19 protein-coding genes and 1 pseudogene are annotated in these 18,247 nt (G+C 72.3%); 9 read left to right on the forward strand and 11 right to left on the reverse strand.

The features are described from left to right. The first annotated feature begins 71 nt into the window (after nt 1–71). Nucleotides 72–1,118 carry a glucose 1-dehydrogenase gene (locus ACLQ25_RS02340; RefSeq protein ID WP_425728584.1) on the forward strand — a complete coding sequence of 349 codons (1,047 nt, stop codon included), beginning with the start codon at nt 72–74 and terminating at the stop codon, nt 1,116–1,118. 5 nt (nt 1,119–1,123) lie between these two features. On the opposite strand, the gene ACLQ25_RS02345 is transcribed toward ACLQ25_RS02340, so the two are convergent. Next, nucleotides 1,124–2,440 carry a DUF2252 domain-containing protein gene (locus ACLQ25_RS02345; RefSeq protein ID WP_425728586.1) on the reverse strand — a complete coding sequence of 439 codons (1,317 nt, stop codon included), beginning with the start codon at nt 2,438–2,440 and terminating at the stop codon, nt 1,124–1,126. A 188-nt stretch (nt 2,441–2,628) separates the two neighbouring features. Here ACLQ25_RS02345 and ACLQ25_RS02350 point away from each other — a divergent pair, with 188 nt between their 5' ends. Beyond that, nucleotides 2,629–3,561, forward strand: a complete 933-nt coding sequence (locus ACLQ25_RS02350; RefSeq protein ID WP_425728588.1) for a hypothetical protein — start codon at nt 2,629–2,631, stop codon at nt 3,559–3,561. A gap of 52 nt (nt 3,562–3,613) precedes the next feature. Here the strand turns inward: ACLQ25_RS02350 and ACLQ25_RS02355 are convergent, their stop codons facing one another. Next, nucleotides 3,614–4,195: an NADH-quinone oxidoreductase subunit B gene (locus ACLQ25_RS02355; protein ID WP_393050990.1), complete on the reverse strand. Its 582-nt coding sequence runs from the start codon at nt 4,193–4,195 to the stop codon at nt 3,614–3,616. A gap of 154 nt (nt 4,196–4,349) precedes the next feature. On the opposite strand from ACLQ25_RS02355, the gene ACLQ25_RS02360 reads away from it, so the two are divergent. Then, on the forward strand, nt 4,350–4,910 hold the full coding sequence (locus ACLQ25_RS02360; protein WP_425728590.1) for an RNA polymerase sigma factor: 561 nt from the start codon (nt 4,350–4,352) through the stop codon (nt 4,908–4,910). Next, the gene (locus ACLQ25_RS02365) at nt 4,903–6,120 is read left to right on the forward strand and encodes a hypothetical protein (RefSeq protein ID WP_425728592.1); all 1,218 of its coding nucleotides are present in this window, start codon (nt 4,903–4,905) and stop codon (nt 6,118–6,120) included. The genes ACLQ25_RS02360 and ACLQ25_RS02365 overlap by 8 nt, the downstream gene beginning before the upstream one ends. Nucleotides 6,121–6,187: 67 nt before the next feature. On the opposite strand, the gene ACLQ25_RS02370 is transcribed toward ACLQ25_RS02365, so the two are convergent. Next, nucleotides 6,188–6,430, reverse strand: coding sequence for a hypothetical protein (locus ACLQ25_RS02370; protein WP_425728594.1), 243 nt, complete (start codon nt 6,428–6,430; stop codon nt 6,188–6,190). A 253-nt stretch (nt 6,431–6,683) separates the two neighbouring features. Here ACLQ25_RS02370 and ACLQ25_RS02375 point away from each other — a divergent pair, with 253 nt between their 5' ends. Together ACLQ25_RS02375 and ACLQ25_RS02380 are read left to right on the forward strand one after the other, a co-directional pair. Next, a complete protein-coding gene (locus ACLQ25_RS02375) occupies nt 6,684–7,247 on the forward strand; it encodes a SigE family RNA polymerase sigma factor (RefSeq protein WP_425728596.1) in 564 nt (187 codons plus the stop codon). Continuing rightward, the gene (locus tag ACLQ25_RS02380) at nt 7,240–8,445 is read left to right on the forward strand and encodes a hypothetical protein (protein WP_425728598.1); all 1,206 of its coding nucleotides are present in this window, start codon (nt 7,240–7,242) and stop codon (nt 8,443–8,445) included. Before ACLQ25_RS02375 ends, ACLQ25_RS02380 begins: the two co-directional genes overlap by 8 nt. A gap of 48 nt (nt 8,446–8,493) precedes the next feature. Here the strand turns inward: ACLQ25_RS02380 and ACLQ25_RS02385 are convergent, their stop codons facing one another. The 3 genes from ACLQ25_RS02385 to ACLQ25_RS02395 are packed head-to-tail and all read right to left on the reverse strand — an operon-like array spanning nt 8,494 to nt 11,780. Further along, nucleotides 8,494–10,002, reverse strand: coding sequence for a pyridoxal phosphate-dependent decarboxylase family protein (locus tag ACLQ25_RS02385; RefSeq protein WP_425728599.1), 1,509 nt, complete (start codon nt 10,000–10,002; stop codon nt 8,494–8,496). A 27-nt stretch (nt 10,003–10,029) separates the two neighbouring features. After that, nucleotides 10,030–11,433, reverse strand: coding sequence for an MFS transporter (locus ACLQ25_RS02390; protein WP_425728601.1), 1,404 nt, complete (start codon nt 11,431–11,433; stop codon nt 10,030–10,032). Nucleotides 11,434–11,465: 32 nt separating this feature from the next. Continuing rightward, nucleotides 11,466–11,780 carry an MGMT family protein gene (locus ACLQ25_RS02395; protein WP_425728603.1) on the reverse strand — a complete coding sequence of 105 codons (315 nt, stop codon included), beginning with the start codon at nt 11,778–11,780 and terminating at the stop codon, nt 11,466–11,468. Nucleotides 11,781–11,793: 13 nt separating this feature from the next. Between ACLQ25_RS02395 and proB the strand changes: the two genes are divergently transcribed. Both proB and ACLQ25_RS02405 read left to right on the forward strand, forming a co-directional pair. Continuing rightward, nucleotides 11,794–12,951 carry a glutamate 5-kinase gene (gene proB / locus ACLQ25_RS02400; protein ID WP_425728605.1) on the forward strand — a complete coding sequence of 386 codons (1,158 nt, stop codon included), beginning with the start codon at nt 11,794–11,796 and terminating at the stop codon, nt 12,949–12,951. A gap of 34 nt (nt 12,952–12,985) precedes the next feature. Next, a complete protein-coding gene (locus ACLQ25_RS02405; RefSeq protein ID WP_425728639.1) occupies nt 12,986–14,227 on the forward strand; it encodes a glutamate-5-semialdehyde dehydrogenase in 1,242 nt (413 codons plus the stop codon). Here the strand turns inward: ACLQ25_RS02405 and ACLQ25_RS02410 are convergent. The 5 genes and pseudogenes from ACLQ25_RS02410 to ACLQ25_RS02430 form a co-directional block, all read right to left on the reverse strand. Beyond that, complete coding sequence (locus ACLQ25_RS02410; protein WP_425728641.1) at nt 14,215–15,105, reverse strand: prenyltransferase/squalene oxidase repeat-containing protein; 891 nt, start codon at nt 15,103–15,105, stop codon at nt 14,215–14,217. The two genes, ACLQ25_RS02405 and ACLQ25_RS02410, sit on opposite strands and share 13 nt — an antisense overlap. 106 nt (nt 15,106–15,211) lie before the next feature. Beyond that, nucleotides 15,212–16,393 carry an adenylyltransferase/sulfurtransferase MoeZ gene (moeZ, locus tag ACLQ25_RS02415; protein WP_425728607.1) on the reverse strand — a complete coding sequence of 394 codons (1,182 nt, stop codon included), beginning with the start codon at nt 16,391–16,393 and terminating at the stop codon, nt 15,212–15,214. Nucleotides 16,394–16,501: 108 nt separating this feature from the next. Next, nucleotides 16,502–17,335 carry a DUF3152 domain-containing protein gene (locus tag ACLQ25_RS02420; protein ID WP_425728609.1) on the reverse strand — a complete coding sequence of 278 codons (834 nt, stop codon included), beginning with the start codon at nt 17,333–17,335 and terminating at the stop codon, nt 16,502–16,504. A gap of 147 nt (nt 17,336–17,482) precedes the next feature. Then, nucleotides 17,483–17,713 (reverse strand): DUF3152 domain-containing protein, encoded by a 231-nt coding sequence (locus ACLQ25_RS02425; protein WP_425728611.1) that lies wholly within the window; start codon nt 17,711–17,713, stop codon nt 17,483–17,485. Between the two features lie 55 nt (nt 17,714–17,768). Further along, a pseudogene (locus tag ACLQ25_RS02430) lies at nt 17,769–18,086 on the reverse strand (DUF3152 domain-containing protein); the annotation flags it as partial. Between ACLQ25_RS02430 and ACLQ25_RS02435 the strand changes: the two are divergent. After that, nucleotides 18,040–18,228 carry a hypothetical protein gene (locus tag ACLQ25_RS02435; RefSeq protein ID WP_425728612.1) on the forward strand — a complete coding sequence of 63 codons (189 nt, stop codon included), beginning with the start codon at nt 18,040–18,042 and terminating at the stop codon, nt 18,226–18,228. The pseudogene ACLQ25_RS02430 and the gene ACLQ25_RS02435 sit on opposite strands and share 47 nt — an antisense overlap. Nucleotides 18,229–18,247 lie beyond the last annotated feature (19 nt).

An 18,247-nucleotide genomic window follows, 5' to 3' on the forward strand; every position in this document is an offset into this window, starting at 1 on the left:
GTCCGCGACCGGCCTCCGGTGATCTGGCGGCTTTACCGGCGGTTGTCCCGCCCACGGGGAAAGATGAGGGCGTGCGCGCTGTGACGGTGAAACCCGGGGAAGCCAACTCGCTGAGCCTCGTCGAGGATCAGCCGGAGCCGGCGTCCGAGGAGGGCGCTGTCCTGGTCGAGGCCCTGGCCGTGGGCATCTGCGGCACCGACCACGAGATCATCTCGGGCGACTACGGCGAAGCGCCGCCCGGCGCCGATCGGCTCGTCATCGGGCACGAGTCGCTGGGCCGGGTGCTCGACGACCCGACCGGCACCCTGCAACCCGGCGACCTGGTGGCCGGCATCGTCCGGCATCCCGACCCGGTGCCCTGCCCCAACTGCGCGGTGGGCGAGTGGGACATGTGCCGCAACGGGCGGTACACCGAGCACGGCATCAAGGCGCTGCCCGGTTTCGCCCGGGACCGTTGGCGGATCGAACCGGAGTTCGCGATCAAGCTCGACCCGGCGCTGGCCCAGGTCGGCGTGCTGTTGGAGCCGACCAGCGTGGTGGCGAAGGCGTGGGACCACATCGAACGGATCGGGCACCGGGCCGAGTGGCAGCCGCAGACCGTCCTGGTCACCGGGGCCGGGCCGATCGGGCTGCTGGCGGCGCTGCTCGGCGCCCAGCGCGGGCTCACCGTCCACGTGCTGGACCGGGCCACCGACGGACCGAAGCCGGAGCTGGTCGCCGGGCTGGGCGCGACCTACCACGCGGTGCCGGTCAACGACCTGCCCTTCGAGCCGGACGTGGTGATCGAGTGCACCGGCGCGCCCACGGTGGTCCTGGACGTCATGTGCAAGGCCGCGCCGAACGGGATCGTCTGCCTGGCCGGGGTGTCCAGCGGCGGCCGGAGCATCGACTTCGACGCCGGGGCGCTCAACCGGGCGCTGGTGCTGGAGAACAACGTGGTGTTCGGCTCGGTGAACGCCAACCGGCGGCACTGGAACATGGCAGCCCAGGCCCTCTCGCGCGCCGACCAGGTCTGGCTCTCCTCCCTGATCACCCGGCGGGTCCCGGTGAACAGGTACGCCGACGCGTACACGGCCGGGCCGGACGACATCAAGGTCGTGCTCGAGTTCGCCTCGTGAACGGGTCAGATCCCCGGTAGCCGGCCGTTGCGGAACAGGTCCACGAAGAGCTGGTGGTCCTGCCGGGCGCGCACCCCGTACGCGTGCGCGAAGTCCACGAGATGGGTGACGAACCCCGACTCGTCGGCGTCCACGGCAGCGACGATTGCCTCCTCGGTGGAGTAGTCCACGAGGTCGTGGCTGGACTCGTCGTCGGCGACCGAGTGCATCCGGGCCACCGCCCGGCCGAGGTCGGCCAGCACTCCGGTCAGCTCGTCCGGCTCGTTCACGTCGGCCCAGTCCAGATCGCCGGCGTACGGGGAGACCTCGGCGACCAGTTGACCCGCCCCGTCCAGCTCGGTGTAGCCCAGCCACGGGTCGGCGTGCGCCTGCAACGCGCGCTGCGACTCGGCGGTCCGGTGACCCTGGTGCCGGAAGTAGCCGGCCACCGACTCGTCGGTGCTGTAGCGGGCCACCGCCGGGACCTGCGCCTGCTTCATGTAGATCAGCACGTCGTTCTCCAGCGCCTGCGTGTGCCCCTCCAGCAGCAGGTTGTACGACGGCAGCCCGGCCGAGCCGATGCCCACGCCCTTGCGCAGCACCACGTCCTTGATCCGGGCGGCCCCCGGACGCAGCCGGGCGGTGGCGGCGGGCAGGGTCTCCAGGTACTCCTCGAAGGCGGCGAGCACCCGGTCCCGGGTCGCGTCGTCGACCTCGAAGACGCCGTCGGTGACGGAGAACCGCCGCTCGTAGTTGTCGACGGTGGTCTGCGCGGCGAGCAGGTCGACCCTCGTGTTGAGGCGGGCCTGCTGGAGCACCCGACGCAGCACCCCGTCGGCGTTGTCCAGGGTGATCGAGCCGATGGCGTCGTCCCCGCCGGCGGCGATCGCCCGCAACTCGGTCAGGTAGGCGCGGGCGAAGCCGGTCACCAGCTCGTCGATCACCGCGTCGGAGAGGGCCTTGCTGTAGCCGAGCAGCGCCACGCTGGCCACGAACCGCCGCAGGTCCCAGGTGAACGGGCCGACGTACGCCTCGTCGAAGTCGTTGACGTTGAACACCAGTTGCCCGGACGCGTTCATGTACGTGCCGAAGTTCTCCGCGTGCAGGTCGCCGTGGATCCATACCCGGCCGGTCCGCTCGTCGAGGAAACGGTCGTCGGCGAAGTCACCCCGCTGGTCGGCGTAGAACAGCGCGGCGCTGCCCCGGTAGAAGGCGAACGGCGACGCGGCCATCTTGCGGAACTTGCGACGGAAGGCCGCCGGGTCGACCGCCATCGACGCGCCGAACTCCGCGCTGAGCACATCGATGATGTGGTCCGAGCGCTGGTCCCCTGAGCTGCTCATAGTCCGCAGGCTAGCCGGCCGGGTCCACCACGGGCTGGCAGAACGGGGTGGCGGAACGACGACCCATCGACGATGCTGTCTGCGTCACGCGCGGGGGCCCGGACACCACGGTCACATCGGCCGATCGCGGCTGCCATGGGCGGCAGCAGGTCCCCCGCCGGGCGTCGACCACGGAGGACCAGATACACGTGTTCAGAAAAACGGGGACCCTGCTCACCGCCGCACTGCTCGGCCTGACCGCCACGATCGGTGGGGCCGGACCGGCCGCCGCCGCACCCGAGCGCACCGTCGGCGCCGAGCTCTCGCTCAGCAAGCTGATCCTCAACCCGACCGAGCGTGGTTATCAGGGCAGCGCCGAGCTGACCGTCACCAACACCGGCAGTGAGAACGACTACTTCTACTACAAGATGCGCGAACCGGTGCCGGGCGCCTTCCAGTTCTGGGGCAGCGACTGCGACGCGTTCGACCAGAGGGTGGAGCAGAACCGCCGGGTGGCCAACTGCTCCTCGCCGGACTGGATGACGCTCGACCCGGGTGAGAGCTTCCGGGTCACGTTGGACTTCAACGTGCTGACCGACCCGCGAAACTACCCGATGAGCATGGGCGGAGGTTGGGTCGAGGTCTACTCGGTCGAACAGGACGAGCCAGTGGCGAGCAAGTCGTTCGGCGCGCTGTTCCGGTCCACCACCGGGTCACTGATCCGTCCCCGGCCGTACGTCCAGGACACGCAGCCGGACGCCGCTATCGAGTCCGTAGGCCCGGTGACCCTCGATCCGGAGGGCAGCGGCATGCTCCTCCTGCCGGTCACTGTCAGCTATCGAGGGGATGCCCCCCACGACAGCCTGTACATCAAGGCCAGCCCACTACCCGCCGGATCGCTGATCTACTACACGGTGCCGGCAGACGGTCCGGTTGGTTCAAACCGGGCTCTGGTGCCGGGGCTGCGGATGATGCCGGGCGAGGTACGCAGCTTCGGTCTGCTGATCAGTCAGCCGACCGATCCAGCAGACCTCCAGGACGTCATCACCCTCGAAGTCACGGCCGAGTGGTACGAGACGCCGGACGCGAACCCGAGCGACAACACCGCCCAGACCACGCTGGCCCTCGCCGCCAACGGCTGACCCATCGGCCCGGCCGCCGCTCGGACTCGTCCGGGCGGCGGCCCGACTGCCGTCAATCGGCGGCGGGCGGGCGCACCGGCGGCGCGGTGAGGGAGTCGACGGAACGCGGCGCGGCGGCCTCGCGAGGCGGGGCGTCCAGCGGCGCGGCGAGCAGGTCCCGCTGCGGCACTCCGCCGATGCCGGACTGCTCGGCGGCGATCTTCTCCTGCAGACGCAGGATGCCGTGCAGCAGCGCCTCCGGGCGGGGCGGGCAGCCGGGCACGTAGACGTCGACCGGGATGAGCTGGTCGACGCCCTTGGTCACCGAGTACGAGTCCCAGTAGGGGCCACCGCAGTTGGAGCACGCACCGAACGAGATGACGTACTTCGGCTCGGGCATCTGGTCGTAGAGCCGCTTGATGGCCGGGGCCATCTTGTCGGTCACCGTGCCGGAGACCACCATGAGGTCGGCCTGTCGGGGGCCGTGCGCGAACGGGATCACGCCGAGCCGGATGAAGTCGTGCCGACCCATGCTGGTGGCGATGAACTCGATCGCGCAGCAGGCCAGGCCGAAGTTGAACACCCAGAGCGAGTAGCGGCGTCCCCAGTTCAGCACGAACCGGATCGGCTCACCGAGCACTGCCGGTAGCTGCACGGACGTCCCCTCTCCTCACCCCACAGTGAATCACAGCCGGCTGTCACGGACCGGACAGGCAACCCCACCGGTCCCGACCGCAACCGGTGGGCACGGCCGAGTGTGTGACCGGTGCTGGCGAACACGCCGCCGGCGGCCACCACGGGGAGGACGAGTGCTTGTGACAGGAGAAGTACGGGTGGGTGGGCCGCCACCCGACCCGCCGGAAAGCTCTCTCGCCGCGACCGCCGAACTGGTCTTCGACGACTTCTACCACGCCCACTTCCGATCGCTGGTGGTGCAGCTCACCGCATACACGGGTGATCGTGGGCAGGCGCAGGACCTGGTGCAGGAGGCGTTCTGCCGGGCGTACGCGAACTGGGGTCGGCTCGCCCGGTACGACGACCCGCTGGCCTGGGTACGCCGGGTCGCCTGGAACCTCGGCCACAACCGCTGGCGGCGGCTGCGGACCGCGCAGGCCTGGCTGCTGCGGCAACGGGAGACACACGTCGCCGAGCCGAGCCCGGACCGGGTCGCCCTCGACACCGCGTTGGCCAAGTTGCCGCCGAAGCAGCGCCGGGCCGTCGTACTGCATTACCTCGCCGACCTGACGGTCGCCGAGATCGCCGCCCAGGAACGGGTCGCCGAGGGGACCGTCAAGTCCTGGCTGCACCGGGGACGGGCGGCCCTCGCGACGCACCTGCGCGACACCACCGAGGAGGTGCGAGATGTCTGAGCAGGAGATCCTCGACCTCGCCGAAGAGTTCGCCCACTACCGCCGTACCGTGCTGGAGGAGGTCGAGGTGCCCGGGCCGGCCGCCGTGCGGCGGACGGCGCGAGGCCGCGGCCGTCGCCGGTTCGCCACCACCACCGCGACGGTGCTCGCGCTGTTCGGCGGGGCCGCCGTCGGGTACGCGACGATGAACGGCCCGGATCGCGAGCCGGGGCCCGTGGATCCCACGCCCACGCCGTCCGCCAACCCGTCGGCGACCGCGACCGCCAGTGCGACGGCCAGCCCGTCGACCACGGCCTCGAGCGGCGCCGCCAGCCCGACCGTTGCGGCCCCGGACGGCCGGATCAGCCGAGGCCAACTGCTCGCCGCGACCGTGTCGCTGCCCGCCTGGACAACAGCGGCGGACTGCCCGACCGGCCGGGTGCGGCTGGGCGCCGAACCAGCCCGGGACGACGTCAACGAGCTGGTGACACTCGACCACGGCGACCTGGACGGTGATGGCGCGACCGAGACGGTCGCCCTGGTCCGCTGCGTGTTCGGCACCCGTGGGCCGTTCCAGGTGGTCGCGTTCGACCGGGACGCGGCGGGGCGGATCGTCACCCTCGGCCGCGTGACCGGGACCGCTCGCCCCACTCCAGGTTGGGTGACCGCCCTGGACGTACGCGACGACGGCGAGGTCCGGGTCGAGGTGCTCGACATCGCGCCCGGCGGCGGCTGGCCGGAGAAGAACTCCCAACGACAGTGGCGCGGCTACCGCTGGACCGGTGACGCGTTCAAGCAGGTGTCCGGCCCGAGCACGTTCGGTCCCAACCCGCGCTCGACGGACCTGTCCGTCACCGCCACCGACCTGGTGTTGACCACTGCGGCGGACGGTTCCCGGTCCGGTGCGGTCACCGTACGGATCCGCAACGAAGCGGATCGGACGGCACCCGAGGCGACCCTGACCATGGAACTGCCGAAGGCCCTGCGACCCGTCGGGGACGGCTGGACGGGCTGCGACATCGAGACGGGGAGCACCGTGCGGGTGTCGTGCCGCCTGAGCGCCGTACGGGGGCACAGCGAGGTGCGGCGGACCCTGGAACTGGAGGTGGCCAGCGGGGCCAGCCTCTCCTCGGGACAGGTCGCGTTGCGGATCTGGCCAGCGGACCCGGACTGGGACCCCTGGCTGGACAACGACGACAGCGACAACGAGTCGACGTTCGACTATCGCTGAAGGCGCGCGGGGGCGGCCGGTCACCGACCGGCCGCCCCCAACACAGACCGTCTCGCCCATCGAAGGGTCAGGCCAGGACGACGCCCGGGCCGGGACCGATCTCACCCGGCGCACCCGGGCCGGGGCCGATCGCCAGAACGACGCCCGGGCCGGGGCCGATCGCCAGAACGACGCCCGGGCCGGGGCCGATCTCACCCGGCGCACCCGGGCCAGGGCCGATCGCCGGGGCTGCCGTCGCCACTCCGCTCACGCCGAGGGCCAGTCCGGCCGCCGCAGTCAGTCCGGTCATCAGGATCTTCCGCATCGTCATTGCCTTCTCCCGTGTCGTTGGTTGATGAATTGACCGTACGGAAGCGGCGAATACCACAAAACCCCCGTTTAGTGATACTTGTCTATACATAAGGCCGTTGATTCGTTACGGATCGTGTGCGGCGTTCCCGGACGCTTCAGCGTTGTCCCGGGACAGTCAGGTTCGCGGCAGAAGAGGGCGCAACCACGCCCGCCGTCGGGGAGTGTTACCGGCGCCCAGGGGCACCCGCCCGGCGGGCAAACGGGGAGGGGCAGTGACAGCAACGATGGGAGCCCGCGCCAACGAACCGCCGGCGGTGCTGACGTCCGGAGGGTCGAAGGCGGCGGCGATCGCCTTCGACGACTTTTACCACGCGCACTTCCGGAGCGTCGCGGCCCAACTGTGCGCGTACACCGGGGATCTGGGCCACGCGCAGGACCTCGCCCAGGAGGCGTTCTGCCGGGCGCTGGCGCGCTGGGACCGCCTGGTCCGGTACGACGATCCGGTGGCCTGGGTTCGCCGGGTCGCCTGGAACCTGGCCCGCAGCCGTTGGCGCCGGCTCCGCACGGCACGCAACCACCTCCTGCGGCAGCGACGCGTCGAGGCCGAGGTGGACGGCCCGACACCGGACCGGGTGGCCATCGACGCGGCGCTCACGCAACTGCCGCCCAACCATCGACGGGCCGTCATCCTGCACTACCTGGCCGACCTGTCGGTCAGTCAGATCGCCCTGCAGGAAGGAGTGGCCGAGGGCACCGTGAAGTCCTGGCTGCACCGAGGCCGGACCGCCCTGGCCGGACTGCTGGACGAGAACACCGAGGGGGTGCCCGATGTCTGATCTCGACCCGCGGCTGCGCGAACGGTTGACCGCGTACCGCGCGGACGTCACCGCCCGGGCCGTCGGCCCCGGCCCCGACCAGGCCCGGCGTACCCTGCACCGCCGGCGGCGGACGAGGATCGTGGCGGTCGCGGCGGCCGCGGTCGTGCTGGTGTTGGCGCCGGTCGTCGCCAACGCCGCGCTGAAGGGCGACCGGACGCCACCGGTACCGGCGGAGTCCGCCGACCCGACACCCCCGCCCACCAGCGCACCGCCGCCCACGCCGTCCGCCACGCCGTCGCCGGACTCCACGCCGTCGGCCGAGTCCGACGCCCCGGACGGCCGGATCAGCCGGACCCAGCTGCTCGCCGCCCGGCTCGACCTGCCGGACTGGCCGCAGTACGTGCCGTCGACCTGCACCACGTCGGACGTACGCCTGGTGACCAGGGCGATCGAGACCTGGGTTCCGCTGCTTCCGGATGGGCCCGTGAGCCACGCCGACCTGGACGGGGACGGTGCGCAGGAGACGGTCGCCCTGATCGCGTGCCGCTTTGGCGAGGCGCTGGCAAAGCAGGTCGTTGCCTTCGACCGGGACGACAACGGACGGATCGTGACGCTCGGCCGGGTCGTCCGCACCACCGACGAGATCGAGGACATCCTCGGGTTCACGGTCAGCACCGCCGGTGCCGTCCAGGTACGGGTGGCCGACCTACAGCCCTGCTGCGACACCCCGGCGTACTGGCCGCAGGAGCAGCGGCGCACCTACCGCTTCCAGGGTGGCCGGTTCATCCAGACCGATGGCCCCACGAAGTTCGGCAAGGATCCCCGGCTCACCGACCTGCGGGTGACCATGACGCACACGCTCGTCGACGCCCCGGGCGGCCGCAAGCTGACCACCGTCTTCACGGTGACCAACGCCGGGTCGGTCGACGCGGCGCAGCTCGAGTTCCGGGGCTTCGACGTCGGTGAGCCGGCGGGCGGCGACTGGCCCAGGTGCGACCCGGAGGGCGCGAGTCAGGAGGTCAACCGGGTCTGCGTCCTGCCGGGGGTGCCGGCCGGCGAGTCACGGCGCTACACCTTCGTCGACCTGGTGCCCGACCGCTCGGGTGCCGCCGCGACGAAGCGCGACTTCTACATCGTGCACATCGACGCCAAGGACCGCTACTGGCGCGACCTCAACGACAAGGACAACCACGTGCAACTGCCCGGCGTGCTCTGAGCCGGACGTTCGGTGCCTCACCTCGACCCAGGTGGGGCACACCGGGGTTCACGCGCCCGAACCCCAGTCGGGGCGTTGCAGGAGGCCGACGAACTCGACCAGCAACCTCTCGCGCAGCGCCGACGGGGCGGCGTTGAGCAGCGTGTTCACGACCGCCATCCGATCCGGCAGCGGACCGGCACTGTCGCCGCCACCGCCGAGGCCCAGCCCGGCCGCCAGCCCGGCCACCACCTCCGGGGTCAGCGCCTCGGGGGTGAGGACGCCGACCAGGGACGCCACCTCGGCGGGCAGCCGCACCGGGCCGCTCGCGTGGGTCGCCGCCACCCCGGCGGCCAGGTCCGGGCCGAACTCGGCCACCCGGGGCGCGACCGAGGCGGTCACCGTGAGGTGCACACTGGCCGGCAGATCGGCGTACGACAGTTGGGGCTGGGTGTGCCAGCCACGGGCGGTCAACTCGTCGACCAGGACGAACAGGTCGGGGCCGCCCTCGGTGGCGGTGAAGCAGACCACCGTGGACTCCGGCTCGGCCATCAGCCGCAGCCCGTCGACGGCGCGGACCGCGTCGGCCAGGGCAGCGACCGCGTCCCGGGTGGTGGCGGCCAACCGCAGGTAGCCGGCGTCGCCGAGGTGTCGCAGGGTGGCGTACGCGGCGGCGATCGGCCCGCCCGACCGGGTCGAGGCGATCACCGGGTTGATCATCGTGTACCCGGGCCAGTCGGCGTACGCGAAGTACTGCGGCGCACGCCCGGCGGCGTCCCGGTGCAGCAGCACCGACACGCCCTTCGGCGCGTACGCGTACTTGTGCAGGTCGACCGAGATGGACGTGACGCCGGCAACGGTGAAGTCGAACGCCGGCACCGGCTCGCCGAGGCGACGCAGGTACGGCAGGACCCAGCCGCCGAAGCAGGCGTCGACGTGGCAGCGCACTCCGGCCTCGGCGGCGACGGCGGCGATCTCGGCGACCGGGTCCACCACCCCGTGCGCGTACGAGGGCGCGGAGCAGGCGACAAGGACCGTGTCCGGCCCGATCGCGGCGGCCATCGCGGTGGGTTCGGGACGCAGCGTCTCCGGCGACACCGGCACCACGTCCAGCGCCACCCGCAGGTAGTGCGCTGCCTTCGCGAACGCGGCATGCGCGGTCGACGGCACGACAATCCGGGGCGCGGCGATCTCCGGGTGCGCGTCCCGGGCCGCCTTGACGGCGAGGATCAGCGATTCGGTGCCGCCGCTGGTGACGCTGCCGACCACGTCCGGCGCGGTCGTGCCCGGGCCGCCGCCGAGCACCCGGCCGGCCGCGCCGACGAGCGCGTTCTCCATGGCCAGCAGGGACGGGAACGCGGTCGGATCGAGCCCGTTGACGTGGGCGCTCTCGGAGTGCGCGGCGGCGGCAAGGTCGTCGAGCCCCGGCACCGCCGGGTCGTAGACATAGGCGAACAGCCGCCCGCCGTGGGTGGGCCGGTCGCCCGCCCGCAGCCGCCGGATTTCATCCAGCACCTCTTCAGCGCTGACCCCCTCGCGGGACAGCGCGCCCGCCTCAACCGTGTTCTCGTCGATCATGGAGTTCTGGTGCCCTTCTCGTAACGGTTAACGGCTTTCGTCCCCCACCACAACTCCATGATCGACCCCGAGGGTGGGGGTGGGGGTGGGGAGGGTGGGGAGGGTGTAGTGGCGGAGCAGGAGGATGGGGGGCGCTATCAGGAGGGCTGGGATCAGGGTGAAGCCGAGCAGGACGCCGAGCCTCGCCGTGTCGGACTGGGCGGCGGCGGTTCCGGTGTCGGAGGAGACGTAGCCGGAGATCTGCAGCACGAGGCCGTAGATGCCGGGACCGAGCGCCAGGCCGAGGGTCTCCCCGGCGGTCCACAGGCCGGTGAAGACACCCGCCTGCCGACGGCCGGTACGCGCCGTCTCGTACGCGATGCAGTCGGGCAGCATCGCCAGCGCGAACACCTGCTGCCCGGCGTACCCGACGCCGAGGACCGCGACCACCAGGTAGACGACGACCGGGGGCAGTGCCGGGGCGGCGGCCAGGGCGAGCGCCCCGACGGCGAGGATCAGCCCGGCGGCGACCAGGGCGGCCCGCTTGCCCAGCCGGGCGCCGACGCGGGACCAGAGCGGCATCACCAGCAGCGCCGGCCCGACGAAGCAGGCGAAGAGCAGTGTCGGCCCGCTCTGCTCGTCGCGCAGGATCTGCCCGGCGAAGTAGTTGACCCCGGCGAGGATGGTCGCCACCCCTGCGGACTGCACCACGAAGCAGACCAGCAGTGCCCGGAACGGCCGGTTGGCGGCGGCCACCGCGAGCTGGGCGCGCAGTGTCGGCTCGCTGGCGCCGACCGCGCCACCGGGGGCGGACCGGGTGCCGAGGAACGCGCCGACGGCACCGATGGCGATGAGCGCCGCCACGAACAGGCCCATCCAGCGGTGACCGGGGACGCCGTCGCCGCCGGACGTCACGACCAGCGGGGCGACCGCGCCGGCGACCAGGATGGTCAGCGCCAGCACAGCGATCCGCCAGGTCATCAGCCGGGTGCGCTCGGCGTAGTCGTCGGTCATCTCGGCGGGCATCGCCACGTACGGAACCTGGAAGAAGGCGAACGCGGTGGCCGTGGCGAGGAAGGCTAGCGCCACGTACGCCGCGGCACCCGGCCCGTTGCCGAACGGCGCGGCGAAGATGGCCGCGAAGAGCACGGCAAGCCCGAGGCCGGCGACGAGCAGGTACGGACGGCGGGCGCCCCAGCGCGACCGGGTGCGGTCGGAGATCCGCCCGGCGACCGGGTTGACCAGCACGTCCCACGCCTTGGGCAGCAGCACCAGCAGGGCGGCCAGCCCGGCGGCGACGCCGAGCGTGTCGGTCAGGTACGGCAGCAGCAGCAGACCGGGCACGGTGCCGAACGCGCCGGTGGCGAGCGAGCCGAGCGCGTATCCGACGTGCACCGGGCGGGGCAGCCGTCCGGGGGCGGGCAGGCCGGCGGCACCCGGCGGCTGGTTCATGGGGCCGAATGTTACTCACGTTATGGCGGGGGTCACATCCCCTCCCCGGGCGACCAACCGGCCGCCCCGATGTCCACCCCCGCACCGCGCAACGGCGTCCCTTCGGCCCGCAGCCGGGCCCGCGCCTCGCGCTCGTGCCCCGGCGGCAACCGGCCGCCCGCGGTCACCACCCGGTGCCAGGGCACCGAGCCACCGTGCCGGGCCATGATGGCGCCGACCAGTCGCGCGGAGGAACGTCCCGAGCGCTCGGCCAGCGCGTCGGCGACCGCCCCGTACGACATCACCCGGCCCTCCGGAATCCGCTCCACGAGGTCCAGCACGGCCTCGACGTACTCGTCAGGAGTCACAATCGGCCACCATATGGGAACGCCACCGGGCCACGCGGGCTTAAGCACGCAGAATGGGCGGGTGCGCGACGCAGTCACGGCCGCTCGGCGGATCGTCGTCAAGATCGGGTCCTCCTCGTTGACCACCGCCACCGGCGGTCTCGCCGACGAGCGGGTCGACGCGCTCGTCGACACCCTGGGCCGGCTCGGCGCCGAGGGACGCGAGGTCGTGCTGGTCTCCTCCGGCGCGATCGCCGCCGGCCTCGCCCCGCTCGGCCTGACCCGACGTCCGCGCGACCTGGCCACCCAGCAGGCCGCCGCCAGCGTCGGCCAGGGCCTGCTGATCGGCAGATACGCGGCCAGCTTCGCCCGGCACGACCGCACCGTCGGGCAGGTACTGCTCACCGTCGACGATGTGACCCGGCGGGCGCACTACCGCAACGCGTACCGAACCCTGCGCAAACTGCTCGACCTGCGGGCCGTGCCGATCGTCAACGAGAACGACACGGTCGCCACCGAGGAGATCCGGTTCGGCGACAACGACCGGCTGGCCGCCCTGGTGGCGGCCCTGGTGCACGCCGACCTGCTGGTGCTCCTCTCCGACGTGGACGCGCTCTGGACCGGCGACCCGACCCGTCCACAGTCGGTGCGGATCGCCGAGGTACGCGGCGAGGAGGACCTCGCCGGGATCACCATCGGCGGCGCCGGCCGGTCCGGCGTCGGCACCGGCGGCATGGTGACAAAGGTCGAGGCGGCCCGCATCGCCACCGGCTTCGGTATCCCCGTCGTGCTGACCTCCGCCGACCTGGCCGCGCCGGCGCTGGCCGGCGAGCCGGTCGGCACGCTGTTCCACCCGCAGCGGAAACGGCCGACGGCCCGGCTGTTCTGGCTGGCCCACGCCACCTCGCCCCGGGGACGCCTGCACCTGGACCCGGGCGCGGTGGCCGCCGTCGTAGAGCGGCGCAAGTCGCTGCTGCCGGCCGGCATCACCGCCGTGGACGGCACCTTCACCGCTGGCGACCCCGTGGACCTGGTCGACAACGCCGGTGCGCCGGTAGCCCGTGGCCTGGTCAACTACGACGCGGTGGAGCTGCCCGGCCTACTCGGCCGTTCCACCACCGAACTCGCCGCGGCGCTCGGCCCGGCGTACGAACGGGAGGTCGTCCACCGCGACGACCTCGTGCTGCTCTGAGGAGTCAACAGTGAGCGAGCGTCTGAGTGCTGGCATGAGTGTCGTGGAGCAGGCGAAGCGGGCGCGGGACGCCGCCGCCGACCTGGCCGTGGCCACCCGTACCGTCAAGGACGCCGCGCTGGTCGCGATGGCCGACGCGCTGGTGACGCGTACCCCGGAGATCCTCGCCGCCAACGAAGCGGACCTGGCGGCCGGGCGCGAAGCCGGGCTGAGCGCGGCCGTGCTGGACCGGCTCGCCCTCGACGAGGGCCGGGTGGCCGGCATCGCCGGAGCGCTGCGTGAGATGGCCGCGCTGCCCGACCCGGTCGGCGAGGTGGTCCGCGGGTCGACCCTGCCCAACGGGCTGGAACTGCGCCAGATCCGGGTGCCGTTCGGGGTGGTCGGCATCATCTACGAGGCGCGGCCCAACGTGACGGTGGACGCGGCCGGCATCTGCCTCAAGTCCGGCAACGCGGCGCTGCTGCGCGGGTCGTCGTCGGCCGCGCACTCGAACGCCGCGCTGGTCGCGGTGCTGCGTGACGCGGTCGCCGGGGCCGGTCTGCCGGCCGACGCGGTGCAGTTGCTCGACGCCAGTTCGCGCGACTCAGTCAAGGAGCTGATGCGGGCTCGCGGGCTGGTCGACGTGCTCATCCCGCGCGGTGGCGCGTCGCTGATCCGCACCGTGGTCGAGGAGTCGACAGTGCCGGTGATCGAGACTGGCGTGGGCAACTGCCACGTCTACGTCGACGCCGCCGCCGACCTGGCGAAGGCCGTCGCGGTGACGTTGAACGCCAAGACGCAGCGCCTGTCCACCTGCAACACCGCCGAGTCGCTGCTGGTGCACGTGGACGTCGCCGACGCGTTCCTGCCGCTGGTGCTGGCCGCGTTCGCCGAGGCTGGCGTGACCGTGCACGGCTCCCCCGAGGTGGCCGCCCACTCGGCCGCCGTCGTCCCGGCCACCGAGGAGGACCACGCCACGGAGTACCTGTCGGCCGACATCTCGGTGGCGGTGGTCGACTCGCTGGACGCGGCGGTCGCGCACATCCGCCGCTTCGGCACTGGACACACCGAGGCGATCATCACCGACTCGACGACCGCCGCCCGCGAGTTCGTCGCCCGGGTGGACGCCGCCGCGGTGATGGTGAACGCGTCGACCCGGTTCACCGACGGGGGCGAGTTCGGCTTCGGCGCGGAGATCGGCATTTCGACGCAGAAGCTGCACGCCCGCGGCCCGATGGGCCTGCCCGAGCTGACCAGCACCAAGTACGTCGTCACCGGCGACGGTCACGTGCGCTGATCGGCCGGCCGGCAGGCGCGGATGGCGGACAGCGTGGAGTGCACGTCGAACTGGTGACCGTCGTCGCTCTCCCACCCACCGTCGCTGCGCTGGGTCTCGGCGAGCCGCCGCAGGGCGCGCACCATGACCCAGTCGTGGGAGTCGATGCCGACGCGGCGCAGCGTGGCCGCCAGCCAGGCCACGTCGCCCGCCGACATCGTGGCCATCCGTTCGGCGAGCACCACCTGGATCCGCGCCGACTCCTGGAACATGTCCTGGCGGTGCAGTACTGCCGCGCTCAGCCAGCCGGCCGCGAGGAAAGACGGCCAGGTGCCGTCCGGGCGCAGCCGCGCGACGATCGACTGGGCCGCGGCCTGCACCACACCGGCGTACGCCCCACCGACCCGGTGATCGAGCGGACCCGAGGCGCGGGCGTCCAGGCCGGCGACGGTGAGCCAGAAGCCGGCGTTGGCGGTGAGGAAGAGTTTGGCCTCGGGGTCACCGGGTCGGGCCCACTCGGGCGCCGAGCCGGCCAGGGAGAGGTCCTCGTCCCAACCACCGTCGGGCTGCTGCCGGGACGCCAGCCAGTCCAGCGCCCGCCGGGCGGCGGGACGGCCCAGCGCGCCGAGGTCGTCCAGCTCACTGAGCCGGAAACAGGTGGCGTCGACCGAGGCGACCTCGCCGCCCCACGTCGCCGGCCAGCCACCGTCGGGCGACTGGCCGGCCTCGGCCACCTCCAAGAGCTCCGCCGGCACCGGGGTGCCGTTGCGCAGCCAGGAGAGGCGGGCGCGTTCCACCGCGTCCCCGTGCGCCACGACGAACCCGATCGCGGCTTCCAAGTCGACCACGGCGGACACGCTACCTGCGCAGACGCGATCTCGCCTCGGGGAATCGGCCAGCCGGAAATGGCTGCGTCGCTCGGTGCGCGGGTCTGGTCGGAGCTATCTGCGTCGATTGACCCGACGGGTCGGAGCCGGGACGACAGGGCCGCCCCGGCTCCACCGGTCAGTACGCGGGCAGCGACGGGTCGATCTGCTTGATCCAGGAGAGCACGCCGCCCTGCACGTGGACGGCGTCACGGAACCCGGCCGACTTCAGCGCGGCGAGCGCCTCGGCGGAGCGGACGCCGGACTTGCAGTGCAGCACGATCTGCTTGTCCTGCGGGAGCTTCGCGAGGGCCTCACCGGAGATGATGTCGCCCTTGGGGATCAGGGTGGCGCCGGGAATCCGCACGATCTCGTACTCGGCGGGCTCCCGCACGTCGACGAGGAAGATGTCCTTGCCGGCGTCCTGCCACTCCTTGAGCTCCAGCGCGGTGATGGTCGAGTCGAGCGTCGCCTCCTGCGCCTCGACCGAGACCGCGCCGCAGAAGTCCTCGTAGTCTTCCAGCAGGTCGGTGACGGTCGGGTTCTCGCCGCAGAGCACGCAGTTCGGGTCCTTCCGAACCTTGATCTTGCGGTACTCCATCTCCAGGGCGTCGTAGACCATGAGCCGGCCCACCAACGGCTCGCCGATGCCGGTGAGCAGCTTGATCGCCTCGTTCACCTGGATCGACCCGATCGACGCGCAGAGCACGCCGAGCACGCCACCCTCGGCGCAGGAGGGGACCATGCCGGGCGGCGGCGGCTCCGGGTAGAGGCAGCGGTAGCAGGGGCCGTGCTCGGCCCAGAACACCGACGCCTGCCCGTCGAACCGGTAGATGGAACCCCAGACGTACGGCTTGCCGAGCAGCACCGCGGCGTCGTTGACCATATAGCGGGTGGCGAAGTTGTCGGTGCCGTCGACGATCAGGTCGTACTGGGCGAAGATCTCCCGGACGTTCTCCCGGTCCAACGCGGTGTTGTGGATCTCGACGTTGACCAGCGGGTTGATCTCGCGGATCGACGCGGCGGCGGACTCGGCCTTCGAGCGGCCGATATCGGACACGCCGTGGATGACCTGGCGCTGGAGGTTGGACTCGTCGACGGTGTCGAAGTCGATGATGCCGAGCGTGCCGACCCCGGCTGCGGCCAGGTACAGCAAAGCCGGCGAGCCGAGGCCACCGGCGCCGACACAGAGCACCCGGGCGTTCTTCAGCCGCTTCTGCCCGGCCACCCCGACGTCCGGGATGATCAGGTGGCGCGAGTAGCGGCGGATCTCGTCAACGGTCAGCTCGCCGGCGGGCTCGACGAGCGGGGGCAACGACACGGTGGACTCCCCGGGATCGGCGGTGTGAACCGCGCCATTGTTGCTCGCCGGGGCCCCGCTCGGCCATGAGGGAGGACACGTGGTCCGCGATGCGGGAGCGGGAATAACTCAGGGGACGGCGTCGCCGGCGTAGCGACGGCCGTCGAGGTAGGGCCAGGCGTTGGCCACGCAGCCCTCCAGCCCGTACGTCTGCTGCTGCATCACCGGGGCGGGCTCGCCCGGACCGGGGCACGCCTCGTGCTCGGCGCCGAGCTCGTGGCCGACCTCGTGGTTGATCACGTAGGTGCGGTACGTCTCCAGCGGTGCGCCGTAGTCGGGCACCGCCTCCTGCCAGCGGGCCAGGTTGATGATGACCCGGCCGGGTAGCCGGCAGGACGTGTAGCGCTCGGTGGACAGGCCGCCCTCGGCGCACATCCGCTCCGACGTGACCGGGGTGGCGAGGTAGACGGTGAAGTCGGCGGCTCGGGCGTCGGCCACCCGCTGCACGCGCAGCTCGCCGGAGGCGATCCAGCTGCGCGGGTCGGCCAGCACCTCGTCGACCCGTGCCGCGAACGTGGCGGCGTCCTGGCCGCTGTCGCGCTCGACCACGACGCGGTACCGGCGCAGCGGTCCGTCCCCGCCGCGCACCGCGGTTTCCCCGTCTGCGGCGCTGAACCGTCCCGCGCCGACCGACGGGTAGTCGCTGGGTGCCGGATGGGCCTCCCCGCCGCCCACGCCCATGCCGCCCGGTGTCGGGATGGGCGGCGTGTCGACCGGTGGTTCACCGCCGCGCGCCACGGTCACGCCGATGGCGGTGGCGGTGGCGAGGCCGAGCACACCGAGCAGCAGACTGCGCCGTCGGCGGCGGCGCATCCGCACGAGACTGGGACGCGCGCCCTCGTACGCCGACCCTGCCGACGGGTCGGGCGGGTCGGGCGGGCCGTAAGGGAACGACGGCGTCATGACGCCAAGCCTGCCAGATTATTCGGGCAATTCTCCGCTTTTGGCAGCTATTGCCGCAATACGTATCAGAGTGCTGGCCCGGCGTAGCGCCGACCGTCGACGTACGGCCCACGGATTGGCCCGGCACCCGTTGAGGAAGAGGGTCTGCTACATCATCACCGGCGCCGGACGCCCCGAACCCGGGCAGCGCTCGTGATGGTGCCCGAGCTGGTGACCGACCTCGTGATTGACCACGTACGTCCGGTAGACCGACAGCGGCACGCGCGCCGAGACGTAGTGCGGCACCGACAACCGCCACCGGTCCAGGTCGACGATCACCTGACCGGGCGCACGGCAGGAGGTGCACGGCCGCCCGTCGATTCCGGATGTCCACCCCACCCGCGGCGCACATCCGGCCCGCCGTACGGGCCGTCGCCAGGTAGACGGTGAAGTCCCGGGGAGCGTCCCCCGGCACCTGCTGCAACCGCAGCCGACCGCTGTCGACCCAGCTACCCGGGCCGGTGAGCGCCACCTGGACGGCCTGCGCGAACGCGGCCACGTCCTCGCCGCTGCCCGACTCGACCGCCACCCGGTAACGACGCAGCTCACCCGCGCGGCCCAGGACCGGGCCGGAGCGGTCGTCGTGGTCGAAGCGGCCGGTCCCGGCGCTCGGGACCGCTCCGGGCATCCGCAGCACCGGCGACGCGCTCGGCGACGCCGCCACCGTGGCGCTCGGCGACGGGCTCACCGACGCCGGCAGCGGTTTTGTCATTAGTGGCGGCGCGGCGGCCTCACCGGCGGTCAGCCGGTCGGACGGCTCGCCCCGCTCCTCGGCGACCACGGTCACCGCCGCTCCGATCGCCAGCACCACCGCCACCAACTGGGCGATCAGTGCGAAGCGTCGGTGGCGGTGAGCGGACCTGAACATCCCGG

The sequence above is a fragment of the Micromonospora sp. DT44 genome, from assembly GCF_049841635.1.
Classification (GTDB): Bacteria; Actinomycetota; Actinomycetes; order Mycobacteriales; family Micromonosporaceae; genus Micromonospora.

Excerpts from the sequence above, each read along its gene's own strand:
- ACLQ25_RS02420 (WP_425728609.1), bottom strand. The coding sequence starts at position 17,335 with ATGACGCCGTCGTTCCCTTACGGCCCGCCCGACCCGCCCGACCCGTCG.
- ACLQ25_RS02380 (WP_425728598.1), top strand. The coding sequence starts at position 7,240 with ATGTCTGATCTCGACCCGCGGCTGCGCGAACGGTTGACCGCGTACCGC.
- ACLQ25_RS02370 (WP_425728594.1), bottom strand. The coding sequence starts at position 6,430 with ATGACGATGCGGAAGATCCTGATGACCGGACTGACTGCGGCGGCCGGA.
- ACLQ25_RS02365 (WP_425728592.1), top strand. The coding sequence starts at position 4,903 with ATGTCTGAGCAGGAGATCCTCGACCTCGCCGAAGAGTTCGCCCACTAC.
- proB (WP_425728605.1), top strand. The coding sequence starts at position 11,794 with ATGGGAACGCCACCGGGCCACGCGGGCTTAAGCACGCAGAATGGGCGG.
- ACLQ25_RS02345 (WP_425728586.1), bottom strand. The coding sequence starts at position 2,440 with ATGAGCAGCTCAGGGGACCAGCGCTCGGACCACATCATCGATGTGCTC.
- ACLQ25_RS02405 (WP_425728639.1), top strand. The coding sequence starts at position 12,986 with ATGAGTGTCGTGGAGCAGGCGAAGCGGGCGCGGGACGCCGCCGCCGAC.
- ACLQ25_RS02385 (WP_425728599.1), bottom strand. The coding sequence starts at position 10,002 with ATGATCGACGAGAACACGGTTGAGGCGGGCGCGCTGTCCCGCGAGGGG.
- ACLQ25_RS02390 (WP_425728601.1), bottom strand. The coding sequence starts at position 11,433 with ATGAACCAGCCGCCGGGTGCCGCCGGCCTGCCCGCCCCCGGACGGCTG.